We start from the raw sequence: 25,547 nt of genomic DNA on the forward strand, positions 1-25,547 counted from the left end.
GTGAGCTGCGTGACGTCCTGACAGTCGCCTGTCAAGCCGCTTGCAGCCCTTGCCATGAATTTGCGCGCATCACCGCGCGGCCTGCGCCGAGGCCGCGGCCGCGGCCGCAGCTTCAGACAAACTGCGACAGGCCGGGCACGGCCCCGACGATGGGCCCCATCACATCCTCGCCCGCATGCTCGCGGCCGTAGGCGAAAAGCTCTCGGCCGAGGCTCTGCATCTGTCCCATGGACAGTCCGGCCGCCGTGAGCTGGCCGCCGAGCGCCATGATGCCACTGCCCATGAGCCCGCCGACCAGACCGGCGAGGCCGCCGCCCTTGCTGTTGTCCCCCACCTCGGCCATGGCGGCCTCGGCGCCGGGCAGGGCAGCGATGAGCTGGCGCACCTCCGATTCGGGGCCTTCCTTGAGCAGGAAGTTGAGGACGATCGCAATGGCCTTGCGCGCTGTTTCCGCGTCGAGACCGACCTTTTCAGCTATGCGTGCGACGAGTTCGTCCATCGTGGGCTCCTCTACCGGAAGGAGATCGCATCTTCGCGCTGCCGCCGCGAAAAGCAAGCAAATAGTTCATATCGAAACCATCTCGCCGGCGGTTGTCCGGCGTATTTCGCCGTCTCGCTCACGGTGGCCACTGTGGAAAGGTGCCGCCCGATCTCCTATAAGCGGAATCGGCGTTCAGGGCGCCGATGGACGAGACGCGAGGGATGGCACGACCCATGGTGGAAGAAGGCACCATTCTTATCGGCAAGGCCACTGGAGACGCCTACAAGGACACGCCCAAGTACGAGCAGCTGCTGTTGCGGCTCGCCAACCGCCACGGCCTCGTGACCGGCGCCACCGGCACGGGCAAGACGGTGACGCTGCAGCTGCTGGCCGAGGGCTTCTCCAACGCCGGCGTGCCCGTCTTCGCCGCGGACATCAAGGGCGATCTCTCGGGCGTGGCGGCCATGGGCGAGGGCAAGGAGCCCTTCGTCAAGCGCGCCGCCGAGATCGGCGTCCCCTACGCCGCCGACAGCTTCCCCGTCACCTTCTGGGACCTGTTCGGCGAGAGCGGCCATCCCGTGCGGGCGACGGTCTCGGAAATGGGCCCGCTGCTGCTCGCGCGGCTGCTCGACCTCAACGACACCCAGGAGGGCGTGCTCAACATCGCCTTCCGCGTCGCCGACGAGCAGGGCCTGCTGCTGCTGGACCTCAAGGATCTGCGCGCCATTCTCGCCTACGTGGCGGAGAACGCGAGCGCGCTGTCGGCGCAATACGGCAACGTGTCGACCCAGTCCGTGGGCGCCATCCAGCGCCAGCTCCTGGTGCTCGAGAACCAGAAGGGCGAGCTTTTCTTCGGCGAGCCGGCGCTCTCCATCTCCGACCTGATGCGGACGGACCGCGACGGCCGCGGCTTCATCAACATCCTGGCCGCCGACAAGTTGATGAACAACCCGCGGCTTTACGCCACCTTCCTGCTGTGGCTGTTGTCGGAACTGTTCGAGGAGCTGCCCGAGGTGGGCGATCTAGACAAGCCCAAGCTCGTCTTCTTCTTCGACGAGGCGCACATGCTGTTCGCCGACGCGCCGAAGGCGCTCGTGGAGGCGGTGGAGCGCGTGGTGCGCCTCATCCGCTCGAAGGGCGTCGGCGTCTATTTCGTCACCCAGAACCCGCTGGATATTCCGGAGACGGTGCTGGCCCAGCTCGGCAACCGCATCCAGCACGCCCTGCGCGCCTTCACCCCGCGTGACCAGCGCGCCGTGCGCGCGGCGGCCGAGACCTTCCGCCAGAATCCGGCCTTTGACACGCAGAAGGCAATCGTCGAGCTCGGCGTGGGCGAGGCGCTCGTGTCCGTGCTCGAGGGCAAGGGCTCGCCCTCCATGGTCGAGCGCACGCTCATCGCGCCGCCGTCCGCCCGCGTCGGGCCGCTGACGCAGCAGGAGCGCGAGCGCATCATCGCGGCAAGCCCGCTCAAGGGCCGCTACGAGCAGGAGATCGACCGCGAGTCGGCCTACGAGATCCTGACGAAGCGCACCGCGGAGGCGGCGGCCGCCAAGCAGGCCCCGCAGCAGGCCAGCGCCGGCAGCGAGGGCGGCATCCTCGACACGCTCGGCACCATCCTGGGTGGCGGCAAGCCGGCGAAGGGCGGGCGCCGCACCGTCACCGTCACGGAGCGGGTGATCACCAACGTCGCCTCCTCCGCGGCGCGTACCATCGGCACCCAGCTTGGCCGCGCCATCCTGCGCGGCATTCTCGGCTCCATGACCAAGCGCTAAGTGCCGTTGGTCTCATCGTTCCGGGCGGCCGGCGGGCCGCCCTTTCCGTGGAGGCATTGATGTCGCATCTCGACCAGGTACTCGCCAGGATCGACGAGGATCTCGGCGCTTCGCTGAACCGTCTCTTCGGCCTCCTGCGCATCCCCTCCATCTCCACCGACCCGGCCTACAAGGCCGAGTGCCGCAAGGCGGCCGAATGGCTCGCCGCAGACCTCGAGGGGCTCGGCTTCGCAGCCGGCCTGCGTGAGACGCCCGGACACCCGGTGGTGCTCGCCCACCAGCGCCGCGAGGGCGCGCCGCACGTGCTGTTCTACGGCCACTACGACGTGCAGCCGGTGGACCCGCTCGAGCTGTGGGAGACGCCGCCCTTCGAGCCGCGCATCGCCGAGCTGCCGGGCGGGCGCAAGATCATCGTGGCGCGTGGCGCCTGCGACGACAAAGGGCAGGTGATGACCTTCATCGAGGCCTGCCGCGCGTGGAAGACCGTGACCGGCTCGCTGCCCGTCGGCATCACGGTGCTGATCGAGGGCGAGGAGGAGGACGGTTCCCGCAACCTGCCCGAGTTCGTGGAAAGGACGAAGGACGAACTCGCCTGCGATGTCGCCCTCGTCTGCGACACGGGAATGTGGGACCGCGAGACGCCGGCCATCACCGCTTCCCTGCGCGGCCTGCTCTATGAGGAACTGATCGTGCGTGCGGCCGACCGCGACCTGCACTCGGGCCTCTTCGGCGGTGCGGCGCAGAACCCGATCCACGTCCTCTCCCGCATCATCGCCTCGCTGCACGATGCTGACGGCCGGATCACGGTACCCGGCTTCTACGACGGTGTCGTCGAGACGCCGCCCGATGTGCTGGAACAGTGGAAGGCGCTCAACCTCACGGCCGAGGAGTTCCTCGGCGGCGTCGGCCTGAAATATCCGGCCGGCGAGAAGGGGCGTCTGCTCATAGAGCAGATCCAGTCCCGCCCGACCTGCGACGTCAACGGCATCATCGGCGGCTACACGGGCGAGGGCACAAAGACCGTCATCGCCGCGGAGGCGCGGGCCAAAATCTCCTTCCGCCTCGTCGGTGACCAGGATCCCGATGCCATCCGCGAGTGCTTCCGCGATTTCGTGCGCCGGCAGCTGCCGGCGGACTGCTCGGTGGAGTTCATCGCCCACAAGGGCTCGCGCGCCGTCGCGCTGCCCTATGACGGGCCGGTGCTGGGCAAGGCGCGCAAGGCTCTGGCGGCTGAGTGGGGCAAGGAGCCGGTCACCATCGGCTCGGGCGGTTCCATTCCCGTCGTCGGCGACTTCAAGCGCGTTCTCGGCGTCGATTCGCTCCTCGTCGGCTTCGGCCTCGACGACGACCGGGTGCACTCGCCGAACGAGAAGTATGACATGACGAGCTTCCACAAGGGCATCCGCTCCTGGGCGCGCATCCTCGCGGAGCTGGCGGCTTGAGGGTCACAGCAGGGCCGAGAGGTTCGGCAGCACGGCGACGGGGCGCTGGTCGGCATATTCGTCCGGCGCGCCGGCGCGGTTGACCCAGAAGGCGCGGAAGCCGAAGCGCGTCGCGCCCGCCACGTCCCACCGGTTGCTGGAGACGAAGGCGGCCTGCGCCGGCTTGAGGCCGAACCGCCGCGTCACGAGCGCGTAGGCTGCCGGGCTCGTCTTGAACACGCGCACCTCGTCGACGGACAGGACCGCATCGAGATGCTCGCCGATGCCGGCCGAGGCGACGGCATCGGCGAGCATCGACGTTTCGCCGTTGGAGAGGATCGCCGTCATGAGCCCCCTGGCCTTGAGCGCGGCAAGCGCGGCCGGCACCTCCGGATAGGTGTCGAGCACCCGGTAGGCGCCGAGGAGCCTATCGGCGATGGCGCGATCGACCGACGGGAATCGCGCGAGCGCATAGTCGAGCGCATCGCGCGTGAGCTGCCAGAAATCCCGGAAGCCGCCATAGAGCGAGAGCACCCAAGAATATTCGAGCTGCTTGGCGCGCCACAGGTCGGACAGCGCCTGCGCATCCGGGCCTATCGCCCCGGCGTGCCGCGCCACGGCGGCGTGCACGTCGAAAAGCGTGCCGTAGGCGTCGAAGACGACGACTTTCACACCGGGCGCCGCCTCGTCGAGAAGAGCCATCCGCATCCCCCTTTCTTGTTCTTGGCCGGCAGGATGACGCCCCGCGACCACATCACGCAAGCGTGGAGGACGCTTCAGCGATATTCATGGTGCCGTGAGGCTCGAACCCATTGACGGCGCGCAGGGCGGGGCGTTCGATGGGACAAGAACACTGACGTATTGGAGCATGACGATGTCCGGGCAAACGCAGCCTTGGTATAGCGAGACGTGGACCTGGTTCGACGGCGGCTGGCACCAGGGCAATCCGCCACTCATGGGGCCGCGCACCCACGCCGCCTGGCAGGGCACCTCCGTCTTCGACGGCGCCCGTGTCTTCGAGGGCGTGATGCCGGACATCGAGAACCACGCCGCGCGCGTCAACCGCTCGGCCAGGACGCTCGGCCTGAAGCCGACCATGGAGCCGGAGGCGATCGTCGAGCTGACGCGCGAGGGAGCGCGCAAGTTCGGGCCCGGCGCGGAGCTCTACGTCAAGCCCATGTACTGGGCCGAGGCGGACGGGCCTGCTGTGATCGCGCCAGACCCGGAATCCACCCGCTTCTGCCTCTGCCTCTTCGTGGCGCCGGTGCCGAAGCCCGGCGGTCTCACCCTGACGAAATCGAGCTTCCGCCGCCCGACGGTGGAGACGATGCCGACAGACGCGAAGGCCGGCTGCCTCTATCCGAACAACGCCCGCGCCCTTCTCGAGGCGCGGCGCAAGGGCTTCGACAACTGCCTGGTGCTCGACATGCTCGGCAATGTCGCCGAGACGGCCACCACGAACGTCTTCATGGCGCGCGACGGCGAGGTGCTGACGCCGGCGCCCAACGGCACCTTCCTCAACGGCATCACGCGCCAGCGCGTCATCCGCCTGCTGCGCGAGGCGGGCGTCACGGTGCACGAGACAACCCTGCGCTACGAGGATTTCCTCAACGCCGACGAGGTCTTCCTCACGGGCAACTATTCCAAGGTCATGCCCGTGCTGCGCATCGACGAGCGGGAGCTGCAGCCCGGCCCGTTCTACCGCCAGGCGCGCGAGCTCTACTGGGCGTTTGCCCACTCCGGCGAGCGTGTCGGCGGATAATATCATCCTGAAGTGACGCCGCCCCTCCGTATCCCTAGGCTGCCGTGCCGGGGATGCCGGAGGTGGGACATGCGAATACTGGCGGGCCTGTCGCTTCTTCTCGTCACCCTCGTCACCGTGCCGGCACGGGCGCAGGAGGTTGATCTGGAGCTCGTGCTGGCGGCCGACGGTTCGGGCTCCATCGATGACGACGAGTTGCGTCTGCAGCGCGAGGGCTGGGCGAGCGCTCTGACGAGCAACGACGTCCTCGCCGCCATCTCCAACGGCCTCATCGGCGCCATCGCCGTTGCCTATGTGGAGTGGGGTGGCCCCCAGTCGCAGGTGACGGTCGTCGACTGGCAGATCATCCGCGACGCCGCTTCCGCCGAGGCCTTCGCCAACAAGCTGCGCACGCGCCCGCGCGGTGCCTACGGCTACAATTCCATCTCCAACGCCATCGACTATTCCGTGCGCCTCGTCGAGGAGAACAGCTACTCGGGCATCCGCAAGGTCATCGACATCTCGGGCGACGGCCCCAACATCGGCGGCCGTCCCCTTGCGGAGGCGCGGGCGGATGCGCTGGCGAAGGGCTTCACCATCAATGCGCTCGCCATCCGCCGGCCGGGCGGGCGCCCCGGCGGGCCGGGCGGCATGTCGCTGGAGACCTATTACGGCGAGCAGGTGATCGGCGGGCCCGGCGCCTTTGTCGAGATCGCTGACGAGACGCGTCCCTTCGCCGTCGCGGCCCGTCGCAAGCTGGTGGCCGAGATCGCGGGCGTCGCCGCGACGCGTCATGCGGCCCTGCAGCCCGCCCCTGAGCCTCACACGCGCCGCAGCGGCACGCGCATCAGCCTGAGGCCGGCGAGCAGCGTCGCCCCATAGGCGAGGGCGCCCGCCGCCGCGACGAGGACCAGCAGCACCTGCGGCCGCCAGGGCAGAGTAGGCGGCAGCACGCCATCCCCCCAGTTCCGGGCGGCGAGCGCCGCAAGGCCGAGCACGGCACAGGCGATGGCGATGGCGATGACGGCGCGGCCCAGCTCGCGGCTGGGCGCGGTCCAGTCACGGCGCTTCGCCAGCGCGAAGAGCAGGAGCACGTTGACCCAGGCGCCGACAGCGGTGGCGAGGGCGAGGCCGGGCGCCGCCATGGAGCCGACGAGCAGGATCTTGAGCGCCACGTTGACCGCGACGGCCGACAGGGAGGCAATGACGGGCGTCACCGTGTCGGAGCGGGAGTAGAAGCTGGCGACCGCGGAGCGGATGAGCACCACCGCCGGCAGGCCGGTGGCATAGGCGGCGAGCACGGCGCCCGCGGCCGCGGCATCCGCGGCCGTGAAGGCGCCGCGCCCGAACAGCGCCTGCATGATGAGATCGGGCAAAGCGAGGAAGGCGACGGCGCAGGGCGCCGCGAGCACGAGGGTGAAGATGGCGGCCCGGTTCTGCGCCCCGTGTGCCCCGTCGACGTCACCGCCGGCGATGCGGCGGCTCATCTCCGGCAGCAGGACCGTGCCGGCCGCGATACCGACGACGCCCACCGGCAACTGGTAGAGCCGGTCGGCGTAGTAGAGCGACGAGATCGCGCCCGTGGGCAGCATGGCGGCGATGATGGTGTCGGCGAACATGGCGATCTGCACACCCGCCGAGCCGATGACGGCCGGGCCGAGCACCTTGAAGAAATCCACCATGTCGGCGTCGAAGCGCGGCACCGCGAAGCGCGGCGCAAGACCGGCGCGCCTCGCATCCCAGCACACGAGGGCGAGCTCCAGCACGCCAGCGACCGCAACCCCCCAGGCGGCGGCATGACCGGCTGTGGGGAAGAGGAAGGCGACGCCCATCGCGGCGATGAGGGACAGGTTGAGGAGGACAGGCGCCCCCGCCGCAGCGGCAAAGCGGTCTGCCGCGTTGAGGACGCCCGAGACGAGCGTCACCAGCGTGATGAAGAGAAGATAGGGAAAGGTGATGCGCGTCAGCGTCACCGTCAGCTCGAACTTCGCCGGCTCGTCGCGGAAGCCGGGCGCCATCAGGTCGATGAACTGCGGCATGAAGGCAAGCGCCGCGACGAGCAGCGCGAGCTGAACGAGCGTCAGCAGCGAGAAGACCCGGTCGGCGAAGCCGCGGGCAGCTTCTGCCCCGCCGGTGGTCAGGATGCGCGCATAGGTGGGGATGAAGGCGGCGTTGAACGCCCCTTCGCCGAAGATGGCACGGAAATGGTTGGGCAGCCTCAGCGCGACGAAGAAGGCATCGGCGACGAGGCCGGCGCCCATCACAGCGGCGAAGACGATGTCCCGCACAAAGCCGGTGAGACGCGAAAGCAGCGTGAAGCCGCCGACGGACAGGAGTTTCTTCAGCATCAGCGCCGCCGCGGCCCGGTGCGCATGGTGCCGACATGTTCCCCGAGGAGGCCGAACGACATCAGCTGAATTCCGGATAGAAACGTCAGGACGGGGCGCCTTGCGGCCCCGTGCACCGGCTTGAGCGGTGCGGCCAAGGCTGCTCTTACCGGTTTCGATCGTGGCAGAAAAGCGGGAAAAATCCACTCTCTCCCGCCGTCGCCGGCGTCGGCGGGCCGCCCACGCAAAACGGGGCCCGCAGGCCCCGTTCGCGACGCGTCCCGCGCACCCCTCAGCGGATGGCGGCCTCGTACATCTCCGCCACGTATTCCCAGTTCACCAGGTTCTCGATGAACGCCTTGAGATAGTCGGGGCGACGGTTGCGGTAATCGATGTAATAGGAATGCTCCCACACGTCGCAGCCGAGAATCGGCTTGGCGCCATGCACCAGCGGGTTTTCGCCGTTGGGCGTCTTCATGACAACGATCTTGCCGTCCTTCACGGCGAGCCAGCACCAGCCGGAGCCGAACTGCGTGGCACCCGCCTGGGCGAAATCTTCCTTCATCTTCTCGATGGAGCCGAGATCCTCGATGATCTTCTTCTCGAGGTTGCCGGGGATGGCGCCGCCGCCGTTGGGCTTCATCCACTTCCAGAAGTGGATGTGGTTGTAGTGCTGGCCGGCGTTGTTGAAGAGGCCCTGATTCTTGCCGAAGGAGCCGACGACAATCTCCTCCAGCGACTTGCCGGCGAGGTCCGTGCCCTCCAGGAGCTTGTTGCCGTTGTCGACATAGGCCTTGTGGTGCTTGTCGTGATGATACTCCAGCGTCTCCCTGGACATGTAGGGCTGGAGGGCGTCATAGGCGTAGGGAAGATCGGGGAGGGTGAAGGACATCGTTATCTCCTTTGCTTCCGCATCGAGAAATCCGGGACGCGTGCCGGTGGCAGCGCCTGAGGTCATGTCACGTCCGTCGGCGAACTGCCCGGCGCGCGACGGGCGTGCTGGCCTCCCGGGCAGCGGCTAGCCGTGGAAGAGCCCACCCGGACTACTTAGGCACGGTTGGCGTACGGAGCAAGCGCGCGCTGCGCAGGCCGCCACGAGTTGGCAGCATGAGCGCGAGGCTTTACTGTGAAGACAAGAAGTATGGCGTACTCTGAAACGAAAGTTGTCGTGTGATGGTTGCCCTAATCCTCGTTGTTGCAGGTGTTCTCGTTGCCGGTGGCTTCTACGCGGTGATGACCGGGGCCGACATCATCGTGCTCGAGCGCGGATGGTCGATGGTCATTGCCGGCAGTATCTTTGCCGCTGCGGGCTTCGTTCTGGCGGCCATTGCACTTCTCATGCGTGACTTGCGCCGTCTCGCGGCGAATCTGGAATTCCTGCCGGCGCGCGAGGCTGCGCAGTCGGCAGGCCAGGGCTTCGACGACGAAGCGGACTTCCGTCCTGTGGTGGTGCCGGGCGTTCCTGTCGCCCCCGCGACGTCCGAGGCCTCGACCGGCCGCAGCGACGAGAGGGAGGAGGAAACGGCCGAGGAGCCGGGCTTCGAGGCGCTGCGGCCCTTCCCCTCACGCCGATTCGGGGATGTGTCCGGCCGCGAGGGCGAGCGGGAGGAGCCCGTCATCTCCGCCGGGCCGGAGACGGCGGAAGAGGAGCCGGCCAAGCCTGCACGCGCCGCCAGGCTGGACGATCCGTTCGCTCGCTTCGACTTCTCGCGGGACCTCTTCAGCACCGAGAGCAAGACGAAGGACGAGGCACGGGAGGCCGACAGGGAGAGCGCCGAGGCGAAGGAGGAACCGCGCCTGCCGGCGGTTGGCACCGCGCCCGAGCAATCCGGGGAGCTGGAGGAGACCACCCCGGAGGCGGAGTCCGCTTCTGTCGCCGCGCCGGCCCCGGAGCTGCCACAACTGCCGGCCTGGCTGCGCCGCTCGGAGGATAAGGACAAGACGAAACGGCCAGAGGCGCCCGCGCCCTTCTGGCCGCCGCGGGACCGTGACGTTGCCCCCGCGCCGGCCGACAACGCGGCGAGTGTCGAGGAGGCACCAGCCCGGGCAGCGGAGGCGCCGGAAGAGGCCGGCATCGACGAGCGCACGGATGCGGCGCAGGAGGTGCAGGAGCAGCCCGCTGCGGCCGAGGAGCCCGTGCCCTCCCAGGCACAGGACGAGGCTGTCGCAGCGGCGCCCACCGTCGTCGGCACCTACAGCGCCGGCGGCAACCTCTATGTGATGTATTCGGACGGTTCCATCGAGGCCGAGACCGGCCGCGGCGTCTTCAGGTTCGCCTCGCTCGACGAGCTGAAGCACTACATCGCCACCGGCGAGGGCGGGCAGCTCCAGCCTTCGGGCCGGGCGACCGCGCCCAGCGCCGAATGAGGCGCGGTCCCGGCGGCGCCCGGCCGCTCAGTCGAGCGGCTCGGTCACGACGGGGCAATCGGCCCGGCTGCCCCATTCCGCCCACGAGCCGTCGTAGAGCGCGGCGGGCGGCCTGCCTACGGCATCAAGCGCGAGCCACAGCACCGCTGCCGTGACGCCCGACCCGCAGGAGGTGATGACAGGCCGGTCGAGGTCGACGCCTGCGGCCTCGAAGGCGGCCCGGATGTCGTCCGGCGCCCTGAGCCGCCCCTGCTCGACGACGCGTCCATATGGCACGTTGAAACTGCCGGGCATGCGGCCGGGGCGCACGCCGGGGCGCGGCTCCGGCGCCTCACCGCGGAATCGCTCCGGCGAGCGTGCGTCGACGATCTGCGCCGTCCGTCCGGCGAGGGCGGCGCGCACCTGCTCCACATCTGCGACCCCCTGCGGCGTCCGCGCCGTGATGGTGCGCCGTGGCGGCGAGACCGTTCCGGATTCGACGGGCCGGCGCTCCGCAAACCATTTCGGGAAGCCGCCGTCCAGGATCCTGACGTCCTGCGCGCCGAAGGCACGGAACATCCACCACACCCGCGCCGCGGAGAAGAGGCCGGCGCCGTCATAGACCACGATGCGCATGCCGTCGCCGATGCCGAGCGCGCCGACGGCTTCGGCGAAGCGCTCCGCGCTCGGCATCATGTGCGGCAGATCCGTGGTCTCGTCGCGGATGGCATCAATGTCGAAGTGGACCGCGCCCGGTATGTGCGCGGCGCGATATTCCGCGGCGCCGTCGCGATTCTCCCTGGGCAGATACCAGGAGGCATCGACGATGGCGATGTCCGGCGCCCCGAGATTTTCGGCGAGCCAGGCGGTGGACACGAGGTGGGGCGAGGGCAGCTTCGTTTCGGTCATGGCATGGCCTTCCGGGCAGGAGCGAGATCAGACGAGCGCGATCCGCACCCGCCGGTTCTGTCGGCCCTTCTTCTCGATGGCCGTGACAGCGACCGGGCCGATCTCGCCCGTGCTGCGCACATGCGTGCCGCCGCAGGGCTGCAGGTCGAGTCCCTCGATCTCGACGAGCCGCACCCGGCCGGTGCCCATCGGCGGCTTGACCGACATCGTCTTGACGAGGCCGGGATTGGCGAGAAGCTCCTCGTCGGTGATCCAGCGCTCCCGCACCGGCGCGTCCTTCGTGATCATATCGTTGAGCCGGGCGCTGATCTCGTCCTTGTCGAGGCCGGCGTCGGGAATGTCGAAGTCAAGCCGGCCTTCGCCGTTGCCGATGGCGCCGCCCGTGACGGGAAAGGGCAGGACGACCGAGAGCAAATGCAGCGCGGTGTGGACCCGCATGCGCGCATGGCGGACGGCCCAGTCGAGGCGCAGGCCGACCGTGTCGCCGACGGCCGGGAGCCTTCCCGCGGCCGCCGGGATGTGGGCGACCGTCGAACGGTCCGGGCCGTAGACGGCATTGGCAATGGCGATCTCCCCGCCGTCGGGCAGCGTGATCCAGCCGACGTCGCCGGGCTGGCCGCCACCCTGGGCATAGAAGATGGTGCGATCGAGAACGATGCCGCCGTTGTCGTCGATGCCGACGACGGTCGCCTCGGCCGTCCTGGCATAGGGATCGTCCCGGAACAGAAGGGTCGTCTTGCTCATTGCCTGCCTCCGCGAAACGGTTGGGCGACCGTAGGCGGCGCCTTCCGCTACCGCAAGCCCGCCCGCGGCACGAGCACACGCGCCAGCCATGCGTGCCACAGCAGGCATTCCGGTCCGCTTGCCGGCGGCCGGGGCTTGCGACAAGGGAGAACATTGATCGGCCAGCATCCCCCGGTCATGATCTGCATCAAGGCCGCAACGGTGCCCGGCGATCTAGAACGAGCCTGACGCCCGTATCAGCTCGTTTCGGGCGGAATAGCGGTCTGTGCGGCGGCGCACGCGCGGCTGCGGGCCTTCAGGAGAAGTCGGATGAGTTTGTCCCGTCTCGGTCGTCTCGCGCTGATTGCCGCCCTTCTTTCGGTTCCCGTCCTGCCGGCCGGCGAGGCGGCCCTCGGCGCCGGGGTCGCGCAGGCGCAGGGCAGGCTCGAGGCGCTGATCAACCGCCTGCGGCGAAACAGCCTGCCAGAGGGCATCGTCAAGGCCAACGGCCGCATCGAGGCCGAACAGGTCGACATCGCGGCCAAGTATCCCGGCCGCCTCGTCGAGGTTCTCGTCGAGGAGGGCAGCATGGTCGAGGCCGGCCAGGTCGTCGCCCGCATGGACGATTCCGAGTACCGGGCGCAGCTGCGCGGTGCCGAGGCGCAGGTGCAGCGCGCCATCAAGGCCAAGGCGGAGGCTGAGGCGCTGATCGCCCAGCGCGAGAGCGACCGCACGCTCGCCCGCGCCGAGCTCGCCCGTGCCGAGGAACTCTTCGCCAAGGGCCACTTTTCCCAGGAGCGGCTCGACCAGCGGCGCAGCCAGATGAAGGCAGCCGATGCAGCGCTCCGCGCAGCCCAGGCGGCGCGCGACCAGGCCATCGCCGCCATCGAGGCGGCGCAGGCGGATGTCGCGCGGCTCGAGACGGTGCTCTCCGACACGGTGCTGAAGGCGCCGCGGCGCGGGCGCGTGCAGTACAAGCTCGTGCGCAGCGGCGAGGTGGTGGCCGCCGGCCAGCGCATCGTCACGCTGCTCGACCTCACCGATGTCTACATGACGATCTTCCTGCCCGCACGCGATGCCGGCCGGGTCATCCTCGGCGACGAGGCCCGCATCATCCTCGATCCCGTGCCGCAATACGTGGTGCCGGCCCGGGTTTCCTTCGTCGCAGCTGAGGCGCAGTTCACGCCGAAGGCGGTGGAGACAGCGGACGAGCGCGAGAAGCTGATGTTCCGCGTCAAGATCCGCATCGATCCCAATCTCCTCAAGCAATACGAGCCGCAGGTGAAGACCGGCGTGCGTGGCATCGGCTTCGTCCGCACCGTCAAGGACGCCGACTGGCCGACCGACCTCGCCATCCGGCTGCCGGACTGAGCCATCGGGGAGCTCTCCCATGGAACTCGCCAGCCGTCCCGCGGCCCCGGCCGACGCCGGTGCGAACGCCGTCGTCACGCTGCGCGGGGTCACCCACCGCTACGGCAAGGTGCGGGCACTCGACGACGTGACGCTGTCGATCCCGGCCGGCTGCATGGCCGGCCTGATTGGCCCGGACGGGGTCGGCAAGTCGACGCTGCTCGCGCTCGCCGCCGGCGTGCGCAGGATCGGGGAAGGGGAGGTGCGGGTGCTCGGCGGCGACATGGCCGATGCCGCGCACCGCAGGGCGTGCGGCGCGCGTATCGCCTACATGCCGCAGGGGCTCGGCCGCAACCTCTATCCCACGCTCTCGGTCTACGAGAACCTCGACTTCTTCGCTCGCCTTTTCGGGCAGGGCGCCGAGGAGCGCCAGGCGCGCATCGCCGAACTTCTGGCGGCGACCGGGCTCGACCCGTTCCCGGACCGGCCCGCGGGCAAGCTCTCGGGCGGCATGAAGCAGAAGCTCAGCCTGTGCTGCGCGCTGATCCATGACCCGGACCTCATCATCCTCGACGAGCCGACGACGGGCGTCGACCCGCTGTCGCGCCGACAGTTCTGGGATCTCATCGAGCGCATCAGGCAGCGCCGGCCCGGCATCAGCGTCATCGTCGCCACGGCCTACATGGAGGAGGCCGAGCGCTTCGACTGGCTTGCCGCCATGCACGACGGCAAGGTGATCGCCACCGGCTCGCCGGCCGAGGTGCGCGCACGAGCCGGGACGGACACGCTCGAAGAGGCCTTCATTGCCCTCCTGCCGGAGGAAAAGCGCCGCCAGCACCAGCCTGTCGTCGTGCGTCCGCGGGTGGCGAGCGATGGGCCGCCCGCCATCGAGGCGGAGGGGCTGACCTGCCGCTTCGGCGACTTCACAGCAGTCGACCATGTCAGCTTCCGCATCGCGCGCGGGGAGATCTTCGGCTTTCTCGGCTCCAACGGCTGCGGCAAGTCGACGACGATGAAGATGCTGACCGGCCTTCTGCCGGCGAGCGAGGGCTGGGCCAAGCTGTTCGGCGAGCCGCTCGATGCGGGCGACCTCGAGACGCGCCGGCGCGTCGGCTACATGTCGCAGTCCTTCTCGCTCTACGGCGAGTTGACGGTGCGGCAGAACCTCGAGCTGCACGCCCACCTCTTCCACATGCCGGCCGAAAGGGTCGCCTCGCGCGTGGAGGAAATGCTGCGGCGCTTCGACCTCGCGGAGGTTGCCGACGAGCGGCCCGAGAGCCTGCCGCTCGGCATCCGCCAGCGCCTGCAGCTTGCGGTGGCGGTCGTCCACGAGCCGGAAATGCTGATCCTCGACGAGCCGACCTCAGGCGTCGATCCGGTGGCGCGGGACGCGTTCTGGCGCTTCCTCATCGACCTGTCGCGCGACGAGGGGGTAACGATCTTCATCTCCACCCATTTCATGAACGAGGCCGCGCGCTGCGACCGCATCTCGCTGATGCACGCGGGCAAGGTGCTCGACGTGGGCACGCCGAAGGAGCTGGCAGAGCGTCACGGCGGCGGCGACATCGAGGAGGCCTTCGTCGCCTGCCTCGCCGAGGCCGCGGGTATCGACCTGTCGGCCGGAGAGGCGACGCCGGCGCCTGCGGCCCTGCCGCCGGCCACGGAGCCCGCGCAGCCGGCCCGCTCGTTCGACCTGCGCCGCCTCTGGGCCTACGCCCGGCGCGAGACGATGGAGCTGCTGCGCGATCCCATCCGTCTCGCCTTCGCGCTGCTCGGGCCGATCATCCTCATGATCACCTTCGGCTACGGCATCTCCTTCGATGTCGAGAAGCTCGCCTTCGCCGCCTTCGACCAGGACCAGTCGCTGGAGAGCCGGAAGCTCCTCGAGAGCTTCTCGGGCTCGCGCTATTTCGATGAGCGGGAGCCGATCTCCGACGCCGCCGAGATGGTGGACCGGCTGAAGAGCGGCGAGCTCAAGCTCGCCATCGAGATTCCGGCCGGCTTCGGGCGCGATCTCGTGGCCGGCCGGCAGCCGGAGGTCGGTGTGTGGCTCGACGGCGCCATGCCCTTCCGGGCCGAGACCACACGCGGCTACGTGACGGGGCTCGCGATGCAGTATCTCGAAACCGCAGCCACGGAGAAGGGCAGCTCCGTCAGCCTCGTGCCGGCCGACATCGAGACACGCTTCCGCTACAACCAGGCCTTCCGGAGCGTCTACGCCATCGTGCCCAGCGTCATCATGCTGATGCTTGTGCTGATCCCGGCCATCATGACGGCGGTGGGCGTGGTGCGCGAGAAGGAGACGGGCTCCATCGCCAACTTCCGTGCGACACCCGTCACCAAGCTGGAGTTCCTCGTCGGCAAGCAGCTGCCCTATGTCGTCATCGCGTTGGTGAGTTTCCTCACGCTCCTCGGCCTCGCGCTGCTGGTGTTCGGCGTGCCGGTGAAAGGCTCGCTCGCGACGCTGCTTCTGGCGACGCTGCTCTATATTTTCGCGACGACAGGCTTCGGCCTGTTCGTCTCGTGCTTCACGCGCACACAGGTGGCGGCGGTTTTCGCCACCTCCATCATCGCCATCATCCCGTCGGTCAACTTCTCGGGCCTTCTGGTGCCTGTCTCGTCGCTGTCGGGCAGCGCACGCATCCTCGGGCTCGCTTTTCCCGCGGCGTGGTATCAGCCGGTGAGCGTCGGCACCTTCACCAAGAGCCTCGGCTTCGCAGACCTGTGGCTCAACCTCGTCATGCTGGCGCTGTTCGCCGTCGGCTTCATCGTCGCGTCGCAGCTCGCGCTCGCCAAGCAGGAGCCGTGACAATGAGCGGACAAGGGGAACGGCACCGCCTCACGGCGCGCGGCATCGGGGGGAAGATCGCTAACACGCTGCGTCTCGCCGTGAAGGAACTGCGCAGCATCCGGGCCGACCCCATCCTCGTCGCGCTCATCCTCTACACCTTCACCGTCGCGATCTACGCGGTGGCGACGGGCGCGAAGACCGAGGCGGAGAACATGGCCATCGCGGTCGTCGACGAGGACCGTTCCGCCCTGTCGCGCCGCCTGCGCGACGCCTTCCTGCCGCCCCTGTTCAAGACGCCGGTCGAGATCGGTGCCGACGAGATCGACGCCGCCATGGACGCGGGGCGCTTCGTCTTCGTACTCGTCATTCCGCCGCGCTTCGAGGCGGACCTTCTGGCCGGCCGCAACCCCGAGCTTCAGGTGAACGTGGACGCCACCGCCATGACGCAGGCGGGCAACGGCGCCGTCTACGCACAGAACATCCTGACCAACGAGATCATCGCCTTCCTCCAGCGGCGGGAAGGCAGCGCCGCCCTGCCGGTCAACGTCGTTGTGCGGGCGATGTTCAACCCCAACCTCACCTCCGCCTGGTTCACCTCGGTGATGCAGGTGATCAACAACGTCACCATCCTGACCGTCATCCTGACGGGGGCTGCACTGATCCGCGAGCGCGAGCACGGTACCGTCGAGCATCTGCTCGTCATGCCGGTGACGCCCGTCGAGATCATGCTCGCCAAGATCCTGGCGAACGGCCTTGTCATCGTCGTTGCGGCCTCCCTCTCGCTCATCTTTGTGGTGGAGGGGCTGCTGGCCGTGCCCATCGCCGGGTCGATCCCGCTCTTTCTCGCCGGGGCGCTGCTCTATCAGTTCTCCGTGGCGGCGCTGGGCATCCTCATCGCCACCTTCTCGACGTCGATGGCCCAGTTCGGGCTGCTCGCCATCCCGGTGCTCATCGGGCTCAACCTGCTGTCGGGTTCGACCACGCCGATGGAGAGCATGCCGGAGTGGCTGCAGTACGTGATGCAGCTTTCCCCCACGACGCATTTCGTCGCCTTCTCGCAGGCGGTCCTCTATCGTGGAGCGGGGATCGGCATCGTGATGTCGCAGATGCTGGCGCTCGCGGCCATCGGCGTCGTCTACTTCGCCGTCTCGCTGGGCCGTTTCCGCAAGGCGATCTTCAACGCCGGCTGACCCGGCCGGCGGGAGAGGGGGGGGCGGCTGCCGTCGCCGCCCGCGGGGCTCAGGCAAGGTCGAGGACAACCCGCCCGTCGATGGCGCCCTTTTCCATCCGCTCGAACACGGCGTTGATGTTGTCCAGCCGGTCCCACGAGAAATGGGCCTTTACGGCACCGTCGCCGGCGAAGGCGAGCGCCTCCTCGAGATCCTGCCGCGTGCCGACGATGGAGCCGCGCACCGTGATGCGCTTCAGCACGGTGTCGAAGATCGGCATGGCGAAGCGGCCGGGCGGCAGGCCGACGAGGGCCATGGTGCCATGCGGCCGCAGCACGCCGAATGCCTGCTCGAAGGCGGCGGGCGAGACGGCCGTGACGAGGACACCATGCACGCCGCCGAGGCGCTTCTGCAGCTCGGCGACCGGATCGCTCTCGCGCGCATCGATGGCGATCTCGGCGCCGAGCGACCTGGCAAGAGCCAGCTTGTCGGGATGCACGTCGATGGCGGCCACGTGCATGCCCATGGCACGCGCATATTGCACGGCCATGTGGCCGAGGCCGCCGATGCCGGAGATTGCCACCCACTCGCCGGGCCTCACCTCCGTCTCCTTGAGGCCCTTGTAGACCGTCACGCCCGCGCAGAGCACGGGTGCGGCCGGCCCCCAGTCGAGATTGTCCGGCAGGCGTCCGACGTAGTTCGGATCCGCGAGCGCATATTCGGCGAAGCTGCCGTTGACGGAATAGCCGGTGTTCTGCTGGCTGGCGCACAGGGTTTCCCAGCCGGTGCGGCAATGCGGGCAGTAGCCGCAGGCCGTGTGCAGCCACGGGATGCCGACCCGGTCGCCCTCCTTCACGCGCTTCACGTCCCGTCCCACCGCGGCGACGACGCCGACGCCCTCGTGGCCGGGAATGAACGGCAGGGTCGGCTTGACCGGCCAGTCGCCCTTCACCGCGTGCAGGTCGGTATGGCAGACGCCCGTCGCCGCGATCTTGACGAGGATCTGGTCCGGGCGCGGGGCCGGCACCTCCCATTCCTCGATGGTGAGCGGCTCGCCGAACACGCGGGCTATGGCGGCTTTCATCTTGGGCATGGCACACTCCTTCGGTTGCTTTCTGTAGGAGGGGCAGGCGGAACCGCCGGGCCGGAAACCGCTGCGGCAGCTTCCGGCCACTGCATCGACGCGGTGCATGTCCGAAGCTGGATGATGCGCCCGCACGCGCCGGGCGCCTTGTCCGAGATCAAACGCTGCGGCCCCGTGGCATGCCATGCTGCGGCGCAGCACGCAGATGCCTGGCGAGACGGTCGCCGGGCCGCACGCAAGGAACGCGAGATGAACGATCCTCGTTCCCCGAAGCCGACGATGCCCGCCTGTCACGGCGAGAGCCTGGGGCTTGAGGGCTACCGCGCGCTCGACCGCATGCGGGAGGCGCTGACGGCGGCGTTGACCGGCGGCATCTCGCCGAGCTCGCTGGCGCTAGCCTGGTTCGACTGGTCCCTGCACCTCGCTTCCGCGCCGGGCAAGCGGCTGGAGCTTGCCGACAAGGCAGTGCGCAAGGCGGCGCGCTTCGCCGCCCACGTGGCCGCGGCGGCCCTGCACCCGGACACGCCGCCCTGCATCGAGCCGCTGCCGGGCGACCACCGCTTCCGCGCCGAGGCGTGGCGCAAGCCGCCCTTCAGCCTGTGGGCACAGGCTTTCCTGCTGCAGCAGCAATGGTGGCACAACGTCACCCACGAGGTGCCCGGCGTCAGTCCGCACCACGAGGCTGTCGTCTCCTTCGCCGTGCGGCAGCTGCTCGACATTTTCTCGCCGTCCAACTTCCCGCTCCTGAACCCGGAAGTGCTCGACAAGACGGTCGCGACCGCCGGTGCCAACTTTCTGGAGGGTTTCTCGAACTTTCTCGAGGACGTCACCCGCCAGGCGACCGGGCAGCCACCGGCGGGAGCGGAGGCGTTCCAGCCCGGTCGGGACGTGGCGGTGACGCCGGGCAAGGTGATCTACCGAAACCACCTGATCGAACTCATCCAGTATGCGCCTGCGACGGAGACGGTCCTGGCCGAGCCGGTGCTGATCGTGCCGGCGTGGATCATGAAGTACTACATCCTCGACCTGTCGCCGCAGAATTCGCTGGTGCGCTACCTCGTGGGGCAGGGCCACACGGTCTTCTGCATCTCATGGCGCAATCCCGATGCCTCGGACCGCGACCTGTCGATGGACGACTACCGGCGCATGGGGGTGATGGCGGCGCTCGACGCGATCGGCGCCATCGTCCCCGGCCGGAAGGTCCATGCGGTCGGCTACTGCCTCGGCGGCACGCTCCTGTCGATTGCGGCGGCGGCCATGGCCCATGCCGGTGACGGTCGTCTGGCCTCGATGACGCTCCTTGCCGCGCAGACGGACTTCACCGAGCCGGGTGAGCTGGCGCTGTTCATCGACCACAGCCAGATGCACTTCCTCGAAAGCATGATGTGGAACAGGGGCTATCTCTCCGCCGACCAGATGTCGGGTGCCTTCCAGCTCCTGCGCTCCATCGACCTCATCTGGTCGCGGCACGTGCGCGAGTACCTGATGGGCGAGCGTACACCCATGTTCGACATCATGGCCTGGAACGCCGACTCGACCCGCATGCCCTACCGCATGCACGCCGAATATCTGCAGCGCCTCTACATCGACAACGAACTGGCGAGCGGGCGCTTCATGATCGAGGGGCGGCCGGCTGCCCTGCAGAACATCCGCGTGCCCATGTTCGTCGTCGGCACGGAGCGGGATCACGTGGCGCCTTGGCGCTCGGTCTACAAGGTGCACCAGCTCTGTGACACCGACATCACCTTTGTGCTGGCGAGTGGGGGGCACAATGTCGGAATCGTCAGCGAGCCCGGCCGCGCCGGCCGCCATTTCCGCACGGGCTTCAAGCGTGCGTCCGACCTCTACCTGAGCCCGGACGAATGGCTGGCGGCGGCGACGGTGAAGGAGGGCTCCTGGTGGACCGAATGGGCCGCCTGGCTCGCCGGGCAGTCGACGCCCGAGCGCGTCCCGCCGCCGGCGATGGGCGCGCCGCGCAAGGGCTATCCGCCCCTGGCCGATGCGCCGGGGACCTACGTTTTCCAGAGGTGATGCGGCATGAGCGACTTTCTCCGCAACCGCACCTTCGACGAGCTCAGCCCGGGCGACAGCGCCTCGCTGGTGCGAGTCGTCGGTCGCGACGACATCGAACTGTTCGCGGCCGTCTCCGGCGACGTGAACCCGGCCCATCTCGACGCGGCCTTCGCGGCAACCGACATGTTCGGCCACGTTGTCGCGCATGGCATGTGGACGGCGGCGCTGGTCTCTGCCGCGATCGGCACGGAGCTGCCGGGCCCCGGCACCATCTATCTCGGGCAGGAGCTGAAGTTCCTGAAGCCTGTCGCGCCAGGCGACACCATCACGGTGCGCGTGAACGTGCGGGAGAAGCGCCCCGAGAAACGCGTCGTCCTGCTCGACACTACCTGCACCAACCAGCGGGGCGAGGAGGTGCTGAGCGGCGTCGCCACGGTGATCGCGCCGGACCGGCGTATCGAATGGCCGCGCAAGCGCCTGCCCGACATCTCGCTGCGCCGGCATGACCGCTATGAGGCCTTCGTGGCCAGGGCGCGCCAGGCCTCGCCGCTGCGCGCGGCCATCGTGCATCCCTGCTCGGCCGCCGCCATCAAGGCGGCCGTGGAAGTGCGGGATGAGGGGCTGCTGGATCCGCTCCTTGTCGGGCCCGAGGCGAAGATCCGCGCCGCGGCCGAGGCGGCGCAGGTGTCGCTGGACGGTATCGCGATCGAGCCCGTGCCGCACAGCCACGCCGCGGCGGAGCGGGCGGTCGAGCTCGCCGTTGCCGGCAAGGTCTCTGTTCTCGTCAAGGGCAGCCTGCACACGGATGAGCTGCTCGGCGCGGTGGTGGCCCCGTCCTCAGGCCTCAGGACCGAGCGTCGCATCAGTCACGTCTACGCCATGGACGTGCCGGCCTACGACAAGCCGCTCATCGTCACCGACGCGGCGGTCAACATCCGGCCGACGCTCGACCACAAGCGCGACATCTGCCAGAACGCCATAGACCTGCTGCACGTCCTCGGCATGGAGGAGCCGCTGGTGGCGGTGCTCGCCGCCGTGGAGACGGTCAATCCCAAGATGCCGGCGACGCTGGACGCGGCGGCCCTCACGGTGATGGCCGCGCGCGGCCAGATCACGGGAGCGCGCGTCGATGGGCCGCTCGCCTTCGACAACGCCATCAGCACGGATGCCGCGCGCACCAAAGGCATCGTCTCGCCGGTCGCCGGCCGGGCCGACATCCTGCTGGTGCCGGACCTTGAGGCCGGCAACATGCTGGCCAAGCAGCTCATCTATTTCGCGGGAGCGACGGCGGCCGGGCTGGTCCTCGGCGCGCGCGTGCCCATCGTCCTGACGAGCCGCGCCGACCCGCTGTCGGCGCGCATCGCCTCGGCGGCGCTGGCGCGGCTCGCCGCCGAACCGCGTCCTCTGGAGGGCAAGGGCCCATGACAGGCGATCTTCTCGTCACCTTCAACGCCGGTTCCTCGACGATCAAGATCGGCCTGTTCGAGACCGGCGATGGCAAGGCCCGGCGCATCGCCCGCGGCGTCATCGACCTGCGCCATGAGCCGCCGGTGTTCCGGCTCGACGAGGGGCCACAGCGATTCGAAACGGCTCTTTCGGCTCCTGCCGAGGACGTGCGGGGACTGCTGGGCGAAACCTTCGGCCTCGTCGGCGAGCATGTGAATCTCGATCGCGTTGGGGCCGCGGGTATTCGCGTGGTGCACGGGGGAGGGGTCTTCACCGGGCCTGTGCTGATCGACGACGAAGTCGTCGGCAAGCTCGACGAGCTGACCCTTTTGGCACCGCTCCACCAGCCGCAGAGCCTGCGCATCATCCGTGGGCTGAGGCATCTGCGGCCTGATCTGCCACTCTGCGCCAGCTTCGACACGGCCTTCCACCAGAGCCAGGCCGACGTGGTACGCCGCTTCGCCCTGCCGCGGGCATTGCACGACGAGGGAATCAGGCGCTACGGCTTCCATGGCCTGTCCTACAAGTTCATCGCCGGCGAACTGGCGCGCCGCGCGCCGCAGACGGCGGCCGGCAAGGTGGTCGTCGCCCATCTGGGCAGCGGCGCCAGCCTGTGCGCGCTCGAGAGCGGCGTGAGTCGCGACACCAGCATGGGCTTCTCGACCCTCGACGGCATTCCCATGGCGACTCGCTGCGGGGCGCTCGACCCCGGCGTCCTCCTGCACCTCATGGGGCAGAAGGGGCTGCCCCTCGGCGCCGTGGAGGACCTGCTCTACCACCGCTCGGGCCTGCTCGGCGTCTCAGGCATCAGTGCGGACAGCCGCGTGCTCCTCGAAAGTGACGACGAGAGGGCGAGGGAGGCCATCGAGCTCTTCTGCTTCCGCATCGCCGGCGAGATCGGGCGACTCGCCGTGACTCTCGGCGGGATCGACGGAATCGTCTTCACGGCCGGTGTTGGCGAGAATCAGCCGCGTATCCGCGCCGGAGTCTGCGCGCGGCTGGGCTGGCTCGGCGTCGCCCTCGATGCGCAGGCGAATGCCGCCAACGCGCCGCGCATCAGTACGGGGGACAGCCGCGTCGCCGTCCTCGTCATCCCCACGGACGAGGAGCAGGTGATCGCAGACGAGACGCTGATGGTTGTCACGGGCACCGGCGGCGATTCCCCCAGTTGATCCTCGGGGGCGCGTCTGTCGAGCCGAACGACGGAAAGACGGCGCAACCACAGTGCCGGGCGGCTCTTGCCCGGGCGGTCGCAATGCAAGCGCGCACGCAGCACGCTTCCGGCGGCGTCAGGAGATGCGGAACTTGGGGAGGAAGAGGGTGGCTCCCCGAGCAGGACTCGAACCTGCGACCATTCGATTAACAGTCGAACGCTCTACCAACTGAGCTATCGGGGATCACGGCGGGGTGACTATAACATGCGCGGCTGGCCTGCAACCCCTTTTCGCACTCATCCCCCGCCTGTGGATGGCGGCGCCGTGACGCGCCAAAAGGGATGTTGCGAAAAGGGGCGCGCCTTTGATATGAACCCGCGGCGAGGCCTCGTGGCGGAGTGGTTACGCAGAGGACTGCAAATCCTTGCACCCCGGTTCGATTCCGGGCGAGGCCTCCACATCCGGCGATACCGCTTTCGGGATCGAACCCGCCGGCCCGATGCCAGCGGGATCGCTGCCCGGAGCGTCCTGCCGGCAGCGATGTGAAAGGTCCTCCTCGATGCTCGATTTCGCCCAAGCCCGCCGCACCATGGTGGACTGCCAGGTCCGGACCTTCGATGTGGTGGACCATGCGCTGCTGAGCGTCCTCGAAGAGGTGCCGCGCGAGCGTTTCGTTCCCGCGGGCCAGGAAGCCGTTGCCTATTCCGACCGCACCATCACGCTGGCACGTTTCGCGGATGGCACGGCCCGCGTGATGCTGGCGCCCATGGTGCTTGCCCGCATGATCCAGGCGCTTGCTGTCACCCCCGGCAGCCGCATTCTCGATGTGGCCGGCGGCACCGGTTATTCGAGCGCCGTCCTCGAGCGCCTCGGCGGCAAGGTCACGATGGTCGAGAGCGATTCGGATCTGGCCGAGCGCGCGAAGGCTGTCCTGGCTGATCTCGGCTGCGACGTGTCCGTGAAGGTCGGGCCCGTCGCCCAGGGGTATGCGGCCGATGCGCCCTATGACCTCATTATCCTGAACGGCGCCTACGAGACCGTTCCCGATGCGCTTCTCGCCCAGCTCTCCCGCGAGGGCCGGCTGGTTGCCATCGACGCCTCCGAGGGGGCGAGCAAGGTGGTGCTGTTCCAGCGCGCGGGGGAGGCCGTCGGGTGCCGGCGGCTCTTCGATGCGGCCGCTCCGGTGGTCGAGGGGCTGCGGCGTCAGCCTGCGTTCCAGTTCTGATCGACCTGGCCCTTTCGGTGTGTCACTTTTTTGCGGCACAACCGGAAAAGTTGCCGAAAGCATCTGCGTCAGCAGTTCTCGCTGCCGGGCGCGGGCTGTATGCTCTCGCCAAGCGTTATAGGGGCCGGCACGTTCGACAAGGGATCCTGAGGCGCTATTCAGGCCTCGACATGACGGGAAGGTGGCCGTGATTCGACATTCGAAGACCACCGGGGCGAAGTGGCTGAAGCTTGCGGCACTGTCCGGTACTCTCCTTGCGTCCTGCGCCGTGGCGCGCGCCGAGACGCTGACCGGAGCGCTGGCGAAGGCATACGAGAACAATCCGTCGCTGAACGTCCAGCGCGCGCAGGTGCGCATCACGGACGAGAACGTGCCGCGCGCCAAGGGCGGGTGGCGCCCCACGATCACGGCGCAGGGCACCATCGGCGCCATCGCGCTCAACTCGCGCACGCCCAACCTCGGCCGCTCCAGCGATGATCTCTTTCGCCGCTCCGTCGGCATCGAGATCCAGCAGATGATCTTTGACAGTGGCCGCACGCTGAATAACGTGCGCGCCTCCGAATCGCAGGTCCTCGGCGCCCGCGAGACGCTCCGCAACACCGAGCAGAGCGTGCTGCTCGAAGGCGTCATCGCCTATATGAACGTCCTGCGCGACACGGCCGTCTACAACCTGCAGACCAACAACGTCGAGGTGCTGCAGGAGCAGCTGCGCCAGACGAAGGACCGTTTCGATGTCGGCGAGGTAACGCGCACGGACGTCGCCCAGGCCGAGGCTGCGCTCGCCGCCGGCCGCGCCCAGCAGAGCGTGGCGCGGGCCAACCTCCGGGCCAGCATCGCGACCTATCGTCAGGTGATCGGCGTCGAGCCCAAGCAGCTCGGGCCCGGCATCTCGGCCGAAAAGTATCTGCCCAAGACACTCGAGCAGGCGATCGCCATCGGTCTGCGGCACCATCCGGCCATCGCCGCCGCCCAGCACAGCGTCGACACGGCGGAGCTGCAGGTGAAGGCTACCGAGGCACAGCTCCTGCCGGATTTCCGTGTGTCTGCCGGCGTGTCGCAGACGTGGGATCAGACCATTTCGGGCGACAGGCGCACGAACGCCTCGATCATCGGCACGCTCAACGTGCCGATCTACGAGGGGGGCGTGGTCTATGCGCAGACCCGCCAGGCGAAAGAGGCGGCTGGCCAGGCCCGCATCCAGGTCGACCTCATCCGTGATCAGGTGCGCCAGCAGATCATCGCCACCTGGTCGCAGCTCGAGGCGGCCAAGCAGCAGATCACGGCCGCGCAGGCGCAGGTCGAGGCCAACCAGGTCGCGCTCGAAGGCGTCCGCGAAGAGGCCAAGGTGGGGCAGCGGACGACCCTCGACGTCCTCAACGCCCAGCAGGCGCTGCTCAACTCGCGCGTGGAGCTGGTCACGGCCCAGCGTGACCGCATCGTCGCCTCCTACGGTGTGCTGTCGGCCATCGGCCGCCTGACGGCGCCGACGCTCGGCCTCAAGGTCGCGACCTATGACCCGAAGATCCACTTCGAGCAGGTCAAGGACAAGTGGATCGGCCTCGACACGCCGAGCGGCAAGTAGCAGCGGTTGTATT

General features: G+C 68.7%; 20 protein-coding genes and 2 tRNA genes. 14 read left to right on the plus strand and 8 right to left on the minus strand.

Annotated features, from left to right (window positions below; translation table 11 throughout):
• Positions 1–112: 112 nt before the first annotated feature.
• The gene (locus HNQ73_RS14950) at positions 113–499 is read right to left on the minus strand and encodes a DUF2267 domain-containing protein (RefSeq protein ID WP_183335688.1); all 387 of its coding nucleotides are present in this window, start codon (positions 497–499) and stop codon (positions 113–115) included.
• A 215-nt stretch (positions 500–714) separates the two neighbouring features.
• Between HNQ73_RS14950 and HNQ73_RS14955 the strand changes: the two genes are divergently transcribed.
• Together HNQ73_RS14955 and HNQ73_RS14960 are read left to right on the plus strand one after the other, a co-directional pair.
• Positions 715–2,253, plus strand: coding sequence for a helicase HerA-like domain-containing protein (locus HNQ73_RS14955; RefSeq protein ID WP_183335943.1), 1,539 nt, complete (start codon positions 715–717; stop codon positions 2,251–2,253).
• A gap of 59 nt (positions 2,254–2,312) precedes the next feature.
• Complete coding sequence (locus HNQ73_RS14960) at positions 2,313–3,695, plus strand: dipeptidase (protein ID WP_183335689.1); 1,383 nt, start codon at positions 2,313–2,315, stop codon at positions 3,693–3,695.
• 3 nt (positions 3,696–3,698) lie between these two features.
• Here HNQ73_RS14960 and HNQ73_RS14965 read toward each other — a convergent pair whose 3' ends face one another.
• The gene (locus HNQ73_RS14965; RefSeq protein ID WP_183335690.1) at positions 3,699–4,376 is read right to left on the minus strand and encodes a haloacid dehalogenase type II; all 678 of its coding nucleotides are present in this window, start codon (positions 4,374–4,376) and stop codon (positions 3,699–3,701) included.
• A 166-nt stretch (positions 4,377–4,542) separates the two neighbouring features.
• Here HNQ73_RS14965 and HNQ73_RS14970 point away from each other — a divergent pair, with 166 nt between their 5' ends.
• Positions 4,543–5,436: a branched-chain amino acid aminotransferase gene (locus HNQ73_RS14970; RefSeq protein WP_210305312.1), complete on the plus strand. Its 894-nt coding sequence runs from the start codon at positions 4,543–4,545 to the stop codon at positions 5,434–5,436.
• 69 nt (positions 5,437–5,505) lie between these two features.
• Positions 5,506–6,297 (plus strand): DUF1194 domain-containing protein, encoded by a 792-nt coding sequence (locus HNQ73_RS14975; protein ID WP_244650237.1) that lies wholly within the window; start codon positions 5,506–5,508, stop codon positions 6,295–6,297.
• Here HNQ73_RS14975 and murJ read toward each other — a convergent pair.
• Positions 6,237–7,763, minus strand: a complete 1,527-nt coding sequence (gene murJ, locus HNQ73_RS14980; protein WP_183335692.1) for a murein biosynthesis integral membrane protein MurJ — start codon at positions 7,761–7,763, stop codon at positions 6,237–6,239. The genes HNQ73_RS14975 and murJ overlap by 61 nt on opposite strands.
• Positions 7,764–8,034: 271 nt before the next feature.
• Positions 8,035–8,634 carry a superoxide dismutase gene (locus HNQ73_RS14985; RefSeq protein WP_183335693.1) on the minus strand — a complete coding sequence of 200 codons (600 nt, stop codon included), beginning with the start codon at positions 8,632–8,634 and terminating at the stop codon, positions 8,035–8,037.
• Positions 8,635–8,915: 281 nt separating this feature from the next.
• Here HNQ73_RS14985 and HNQ73_RS14990 point away from each other — a divergent pair, with 281 nt between their 5' ends.
• On the plus strand, positions 8,916–10,109 hold the full coding sequence (locus HNQ73_RS14990; protein WP_183335694.1) for a hypothetical protein: 1,194 nt from the start codon (positions 8,916–8,918) through the stop codon (positions 10,107–10,109).
• Positions 10,110–10,136: 27 nt separating this feature from the next.
• Here HNQ73_RS14990 and sseA read toward each other — a convergent pair whose 3' ends face one another.
• Both sseA and HNQ73_RS15000 read right to left on the minus strand, forming a co-directional pair.
• A complete protein-coding gene (gene sseA, locus HNQ73_RS14995; protein ID WP_183335695.1) occupies positions 10,137–10,997 on the minus strand; it encodes a 3-mercaptopyruvate sulfurtransferase in 861 nt (286 codons plus the stop codon).
• 27 nt (positions 10,998–11,024) lie between these two features.
• Positions 11,025–11,741: an alanyl-tRNA editing protein gene (locus tag HNQ73_RS15000; protein ID WP_183335696.1), complete on the minus strand. Its 717-nt coding sequence runs from the start codon at positions 11,739–11,741 to the stop codon at positions 11,025–11,027.
• A gap of 309 nt (positions 11,742–12,050) precedes the next feature.
• Here HNQ73_RS15000 and HNQ73_RS15005 point away from each other — a divergent pair, with 309 nt between their 5' ends.
• The 3 genes from HNQ73_RS15005 to HNQ73_RS15015 are packed head-to-tail and all read left to right on the plus strand — an operon-like array spanning position 12,051 to position 17,051.
• On the plus strand, positions 12,051–13,091 hold the full coding sequence (locus HNQ73_RS15005) for an HlyD family secretion protein (protein WP_183335697.1): 1,041 nt from the start codon (positions 12,051–12,053) through the stop codon (positions 13,089–13,091).
• 19 nt (positions 13,092–13,110) lie between these two features.
• The gene (rbbA, locus tag HNQ73_RS15010; RefSeq protein ID WP_183335698.1) at positions 13,111–15,879 is read left to right on the plus strand and encodes a ribosome-associated ATPase/putative transporter RbbA; all 2,769 of its coding nucleotides are present in this window, start codon (positions 13,111–13,113) and stop codon (positions 15,877–15,879) included.
• 2 nt (positions 15,880–15,881) lie between these two features.
• A complete protein-coding gene (locus HNQ73_RS15015) occupies positions 15,882–17,051 on the plus strand; it encodes an ABC transporter permease (protein WP_183335699.1) in 1,170 nt (389 codons plus the stop codon).
• Positions 17,052–17,100: 49 nt separating this feature from the next.
• Here the strand turns inward: HNQ73_RS15015 and adhP are convergent, their stop codons facing one another.
• The gene (gene adhP / locus HNQ73_RS15020; protein ID WP_183335700.1) at positions 17,101–18,123 is read right to left on the minus strand and encodes an alcohol dehydrogenase AdhP; all 1,023 of its coding nucleotides are present in this window, start codon (positions 18,121–18,123) and stop codon (positions 17,101–17,103) included.
• A gap of 270 nt (positions 18,124–18,393) precedes the next feature.
• On the opposite strand from adhP, the gene HNQ73_RS15025 reads away from it, so the two are divergent.
• From HNQ73_RS15025 to HNQ73_RS15035, 3 genes are read left to right on the plus strand one after another with little or no spacing between them, the layout of a single operon-like run.
• Positions 18,394–20,145 carry a PHA/PHB synthase family protein gene (locus HNQ73_RS15025; protein WP_276513685.1) on the plus strand — a complete coding sequence of 584 codons (1,752 nt, stop codon included), beginning with the start codon at positions 18,394–18,396 and terminating at the stop codon, positions 20,143–20,145.
• Positions 20,146–20,151: 6 nt separating this feature from the next.
• Positions 20,152–21,552, plus strand: coding sequence for a bifunctional enoyl-CoA hydratase/phosphate acetyltransferase (locus tag HNQ73_RS15030; RefSeq protein ID WP_183335702.1), 1,401 nt, complete (start codon positions 20,152–20,154; stop codon positions 21,550–21,552).
• Positions 21,549–22,745 (plus strand): acetate/propionate family kinase, encoded by a 1,197-nt coding sequence (locus HNQ73_RS15035; protein WP_183335703.1) that lies wholly within the window; start codon positions 21,549–21,551, stop codon positions 22,743–22,745. Before HNQ73_RS15030 ends, HNQ73_RS15035 begins: the two co-directional genes overlap by 4 nt.
• A 149-nt stretch (positions 22,746–22,894) precedes the next feature.
• Here HNQ73_RS15035 and HNQ73_RS15040 read toward each other — a convergent pair.
• Positions 22,895–22,970: transfer RNA gene (locus tag HNQ73_RS15040), tRNA-Asn, on the minus strand.
• Positions 22,971–23,111: 141 nt separating this feature from the next.
• On the opposite strand from HNQ73_RS15040, the gene HNQ73_RS15045 reads away from it, so the two are divergent.
• The 3 genes from HNQ73_RS15045 to HNQ73_RS15055 all read left to right on the plus strand — a co-directional run bounded on the left by HNQ73_RS15045 (position 23,112) and on the right by HNQ73_RS15055 (position 25,534).
• Positions 23,112–23,185: transfer RNA gene (locus tag HNQ73_RS15045), tRNA-Cys, on the plus strand.
• 101 nt (positions 23,186–23,286) lie between these two features.
• Positions 23,287–23,952 carry a protein-L-isoaspartate O-methyltransferase family protein gene (locus HNQ73_RS15050; protein ID WP_183335704.1) on the plus strand — a complete coding sequence of 222 codons (666 nt, stop codon included), beginning with the start codon at positions 23,287–23,289 and terminating at the stop codon, positions 23,950–23,952.
• A gap of 187 nt (positions 23,953–24,139) precedes the next feature.
• Positions 24,140–25,534: a TolC family outer membrane protein gene (locus HNQ73_RS15055; RefSeq protein ID WP_183335705.1), complete on the plus strand. Its 1,395-nt coding sequence runs from the start codon at positions 24,140–24,142 to the stop codon at positions 25,532–25,534.
• The last annotated feature ends 13 nt before the right edge of the window (positions 25,535–25,547 follow it).

The sequence above is a fragment of the Chelatococcus composti genome, assembly GCF_014201415.1.
GTDB classification, from domain to species: Bacteria; Pseudomonadota; Alphaproteobacteria; order Rhizobiales; family Beijerinckiaceae; genus Chelatococcus_A; species Chelatococcus_A composti.

What these genes read in the sequence shown, in the direction of transcription:
- HNQ73_RS14955 (WP_183335943.1), top strand. Translation starts at nt 715, where the DNA reads ATGGTGGAAGAAGGCACCATTCTTATCGGCAAGGCCACTGGAGACGCC.
- HNQ73_RS14960 (WP_183335689.1), top strand. Translation starts at nt 2,313, where the DNA reads ATGTCGCATCTCGACCAGGTACTCGCCAGGATCGACGAGGATCTCGGC.
- HNQ73_RS14990 (WP_183335694.1), top strand. Translation starts at nt 8,916, where the DNA reads ATGGTTGCCCTAATCCTCGTTGTTGCAGGTGTTCTCGTTGCCGGTGGC.
- HNQ73_RS15005 (WP_183335697.1), top strand. Translation starts at nt 12,051, where the DNA reads ATGAGTTTGTCCCGTCTCGGTCGTCTCGCGCTGATTGCCGCCCTTCTT.
- rbbA (WP_183335698.1), top strand. Translation starts at nt 13,111, where the DNA reads ATGGAACTCGCCAGCCGTCCCGCGGCCCCGGCCGACGCCGGTGCGAAC.
- HNQ73_RS15035 (WP_183335703.1), top strand. Translation starts at nt 21,549, where the DNA reads ATGACAGGCGATCTTCTCGTCACCTTCAACGCCGGTTCCTCGACGATC.
- HNQ73_RS14950 (WP_183335688.1), bottom strand. Translation starts at nt 499, where the DNA reads ATGGACGAACTCGTCGCACGCATAGCTGAAAAGGTCGGTCTCGACGCG.
- HNQ73_RS14970 (WP_210305312.1), top strand. Translation starts at nt 4,543, where the DNA reads ATGACGATGTCCGGGCAAACGCAGCCTTGGTATAGCGAGACGTGGACC.
- sseA (WP_183335695.1), bottom strand. Translation starts at nt 10,997, where the DNA reads ATGACCGAAACGAAGCTGCCCTCGCCCCACCTCGTGTCCACCGCCTGG.
- HNQ73_RS15050 (WP_183335704.1), top strand. Translation starts at nt 23,287, where the DNA reads ATGCTCGATTTCGCCCAAGCCCGCCGCACCATGGTGGACTGCCAGGTC.
- HNQ73_RS15030 (WP_183335702.1), top strand. Translation starts at nt 20,152, where the DNA reads ATGAGCGACTTTCTCCGCAACCGCACCTTCGACGAGCTCAGCCCGGGC.
- HNQ73_RS14965 (WP_183335690.1), bottom strand. Translation starts at nt 4,376, where the DNA reads ATGGCTCTTCTCGACGAGGCGGCGCCCGGTGTGAAAGTCGTCGTCTTC.
- murJ (WP_183335692.1), bottom strand. Translation starts at nt 7,763, where the DNA reads ATGCTGAAGAAACTCCTGTCCGTCGGCGGCTTCACGCTGCTTTCGCGT.
- HNQ73_RS15025 (WP_276513685.1), top strand. Translation starts at nt 18,394, where the DNA reads ATGCCCGCCTGTCACGGCGAGAGCCTGGGGCTTGAGGGCTACCGCGCG.
- HNQ73_RS14975 (WP_244650237.1), top strand. Translation starts at nt 5,506, where the DNA reads ATGCGAATACTGGCGGGCCTGTCGCTTCTTCTCGTCACCCTCGTCACC.
- HNQ73_RS14985 (WP_183335693.1), bottom strand. Translation starts at nt 8,634, where the DNA reads ATGTCCTTCACCCTCCCCGATCTTCCCTACGCCTATGACGCCCTCCAG.
- adhP (WP_183335700.1), bottom strand. Translation starts at nt 18,123, where the DNA reads ATGCCCAAGATGAAAGCCGCCATAGCCCGCGTGTTCGGCGAGCCGCTC.
- HNQ73_RS15015 (WP_183335699.1), top strand. Translation starts at nt 15,882, where the DNA reads ATGAGCGGACAAGGGGAACGGCACCGCCTCACGGCGCGCGGCATCGGG.
- HNQ73_RS15000 (WP_183335696.1), bottom strand. Translation starts at nt 11,741, where the DNA reads ATGAGCAAGACGACCCTTCTGTTCCGGGACGATCCCTATGCCAGGACG.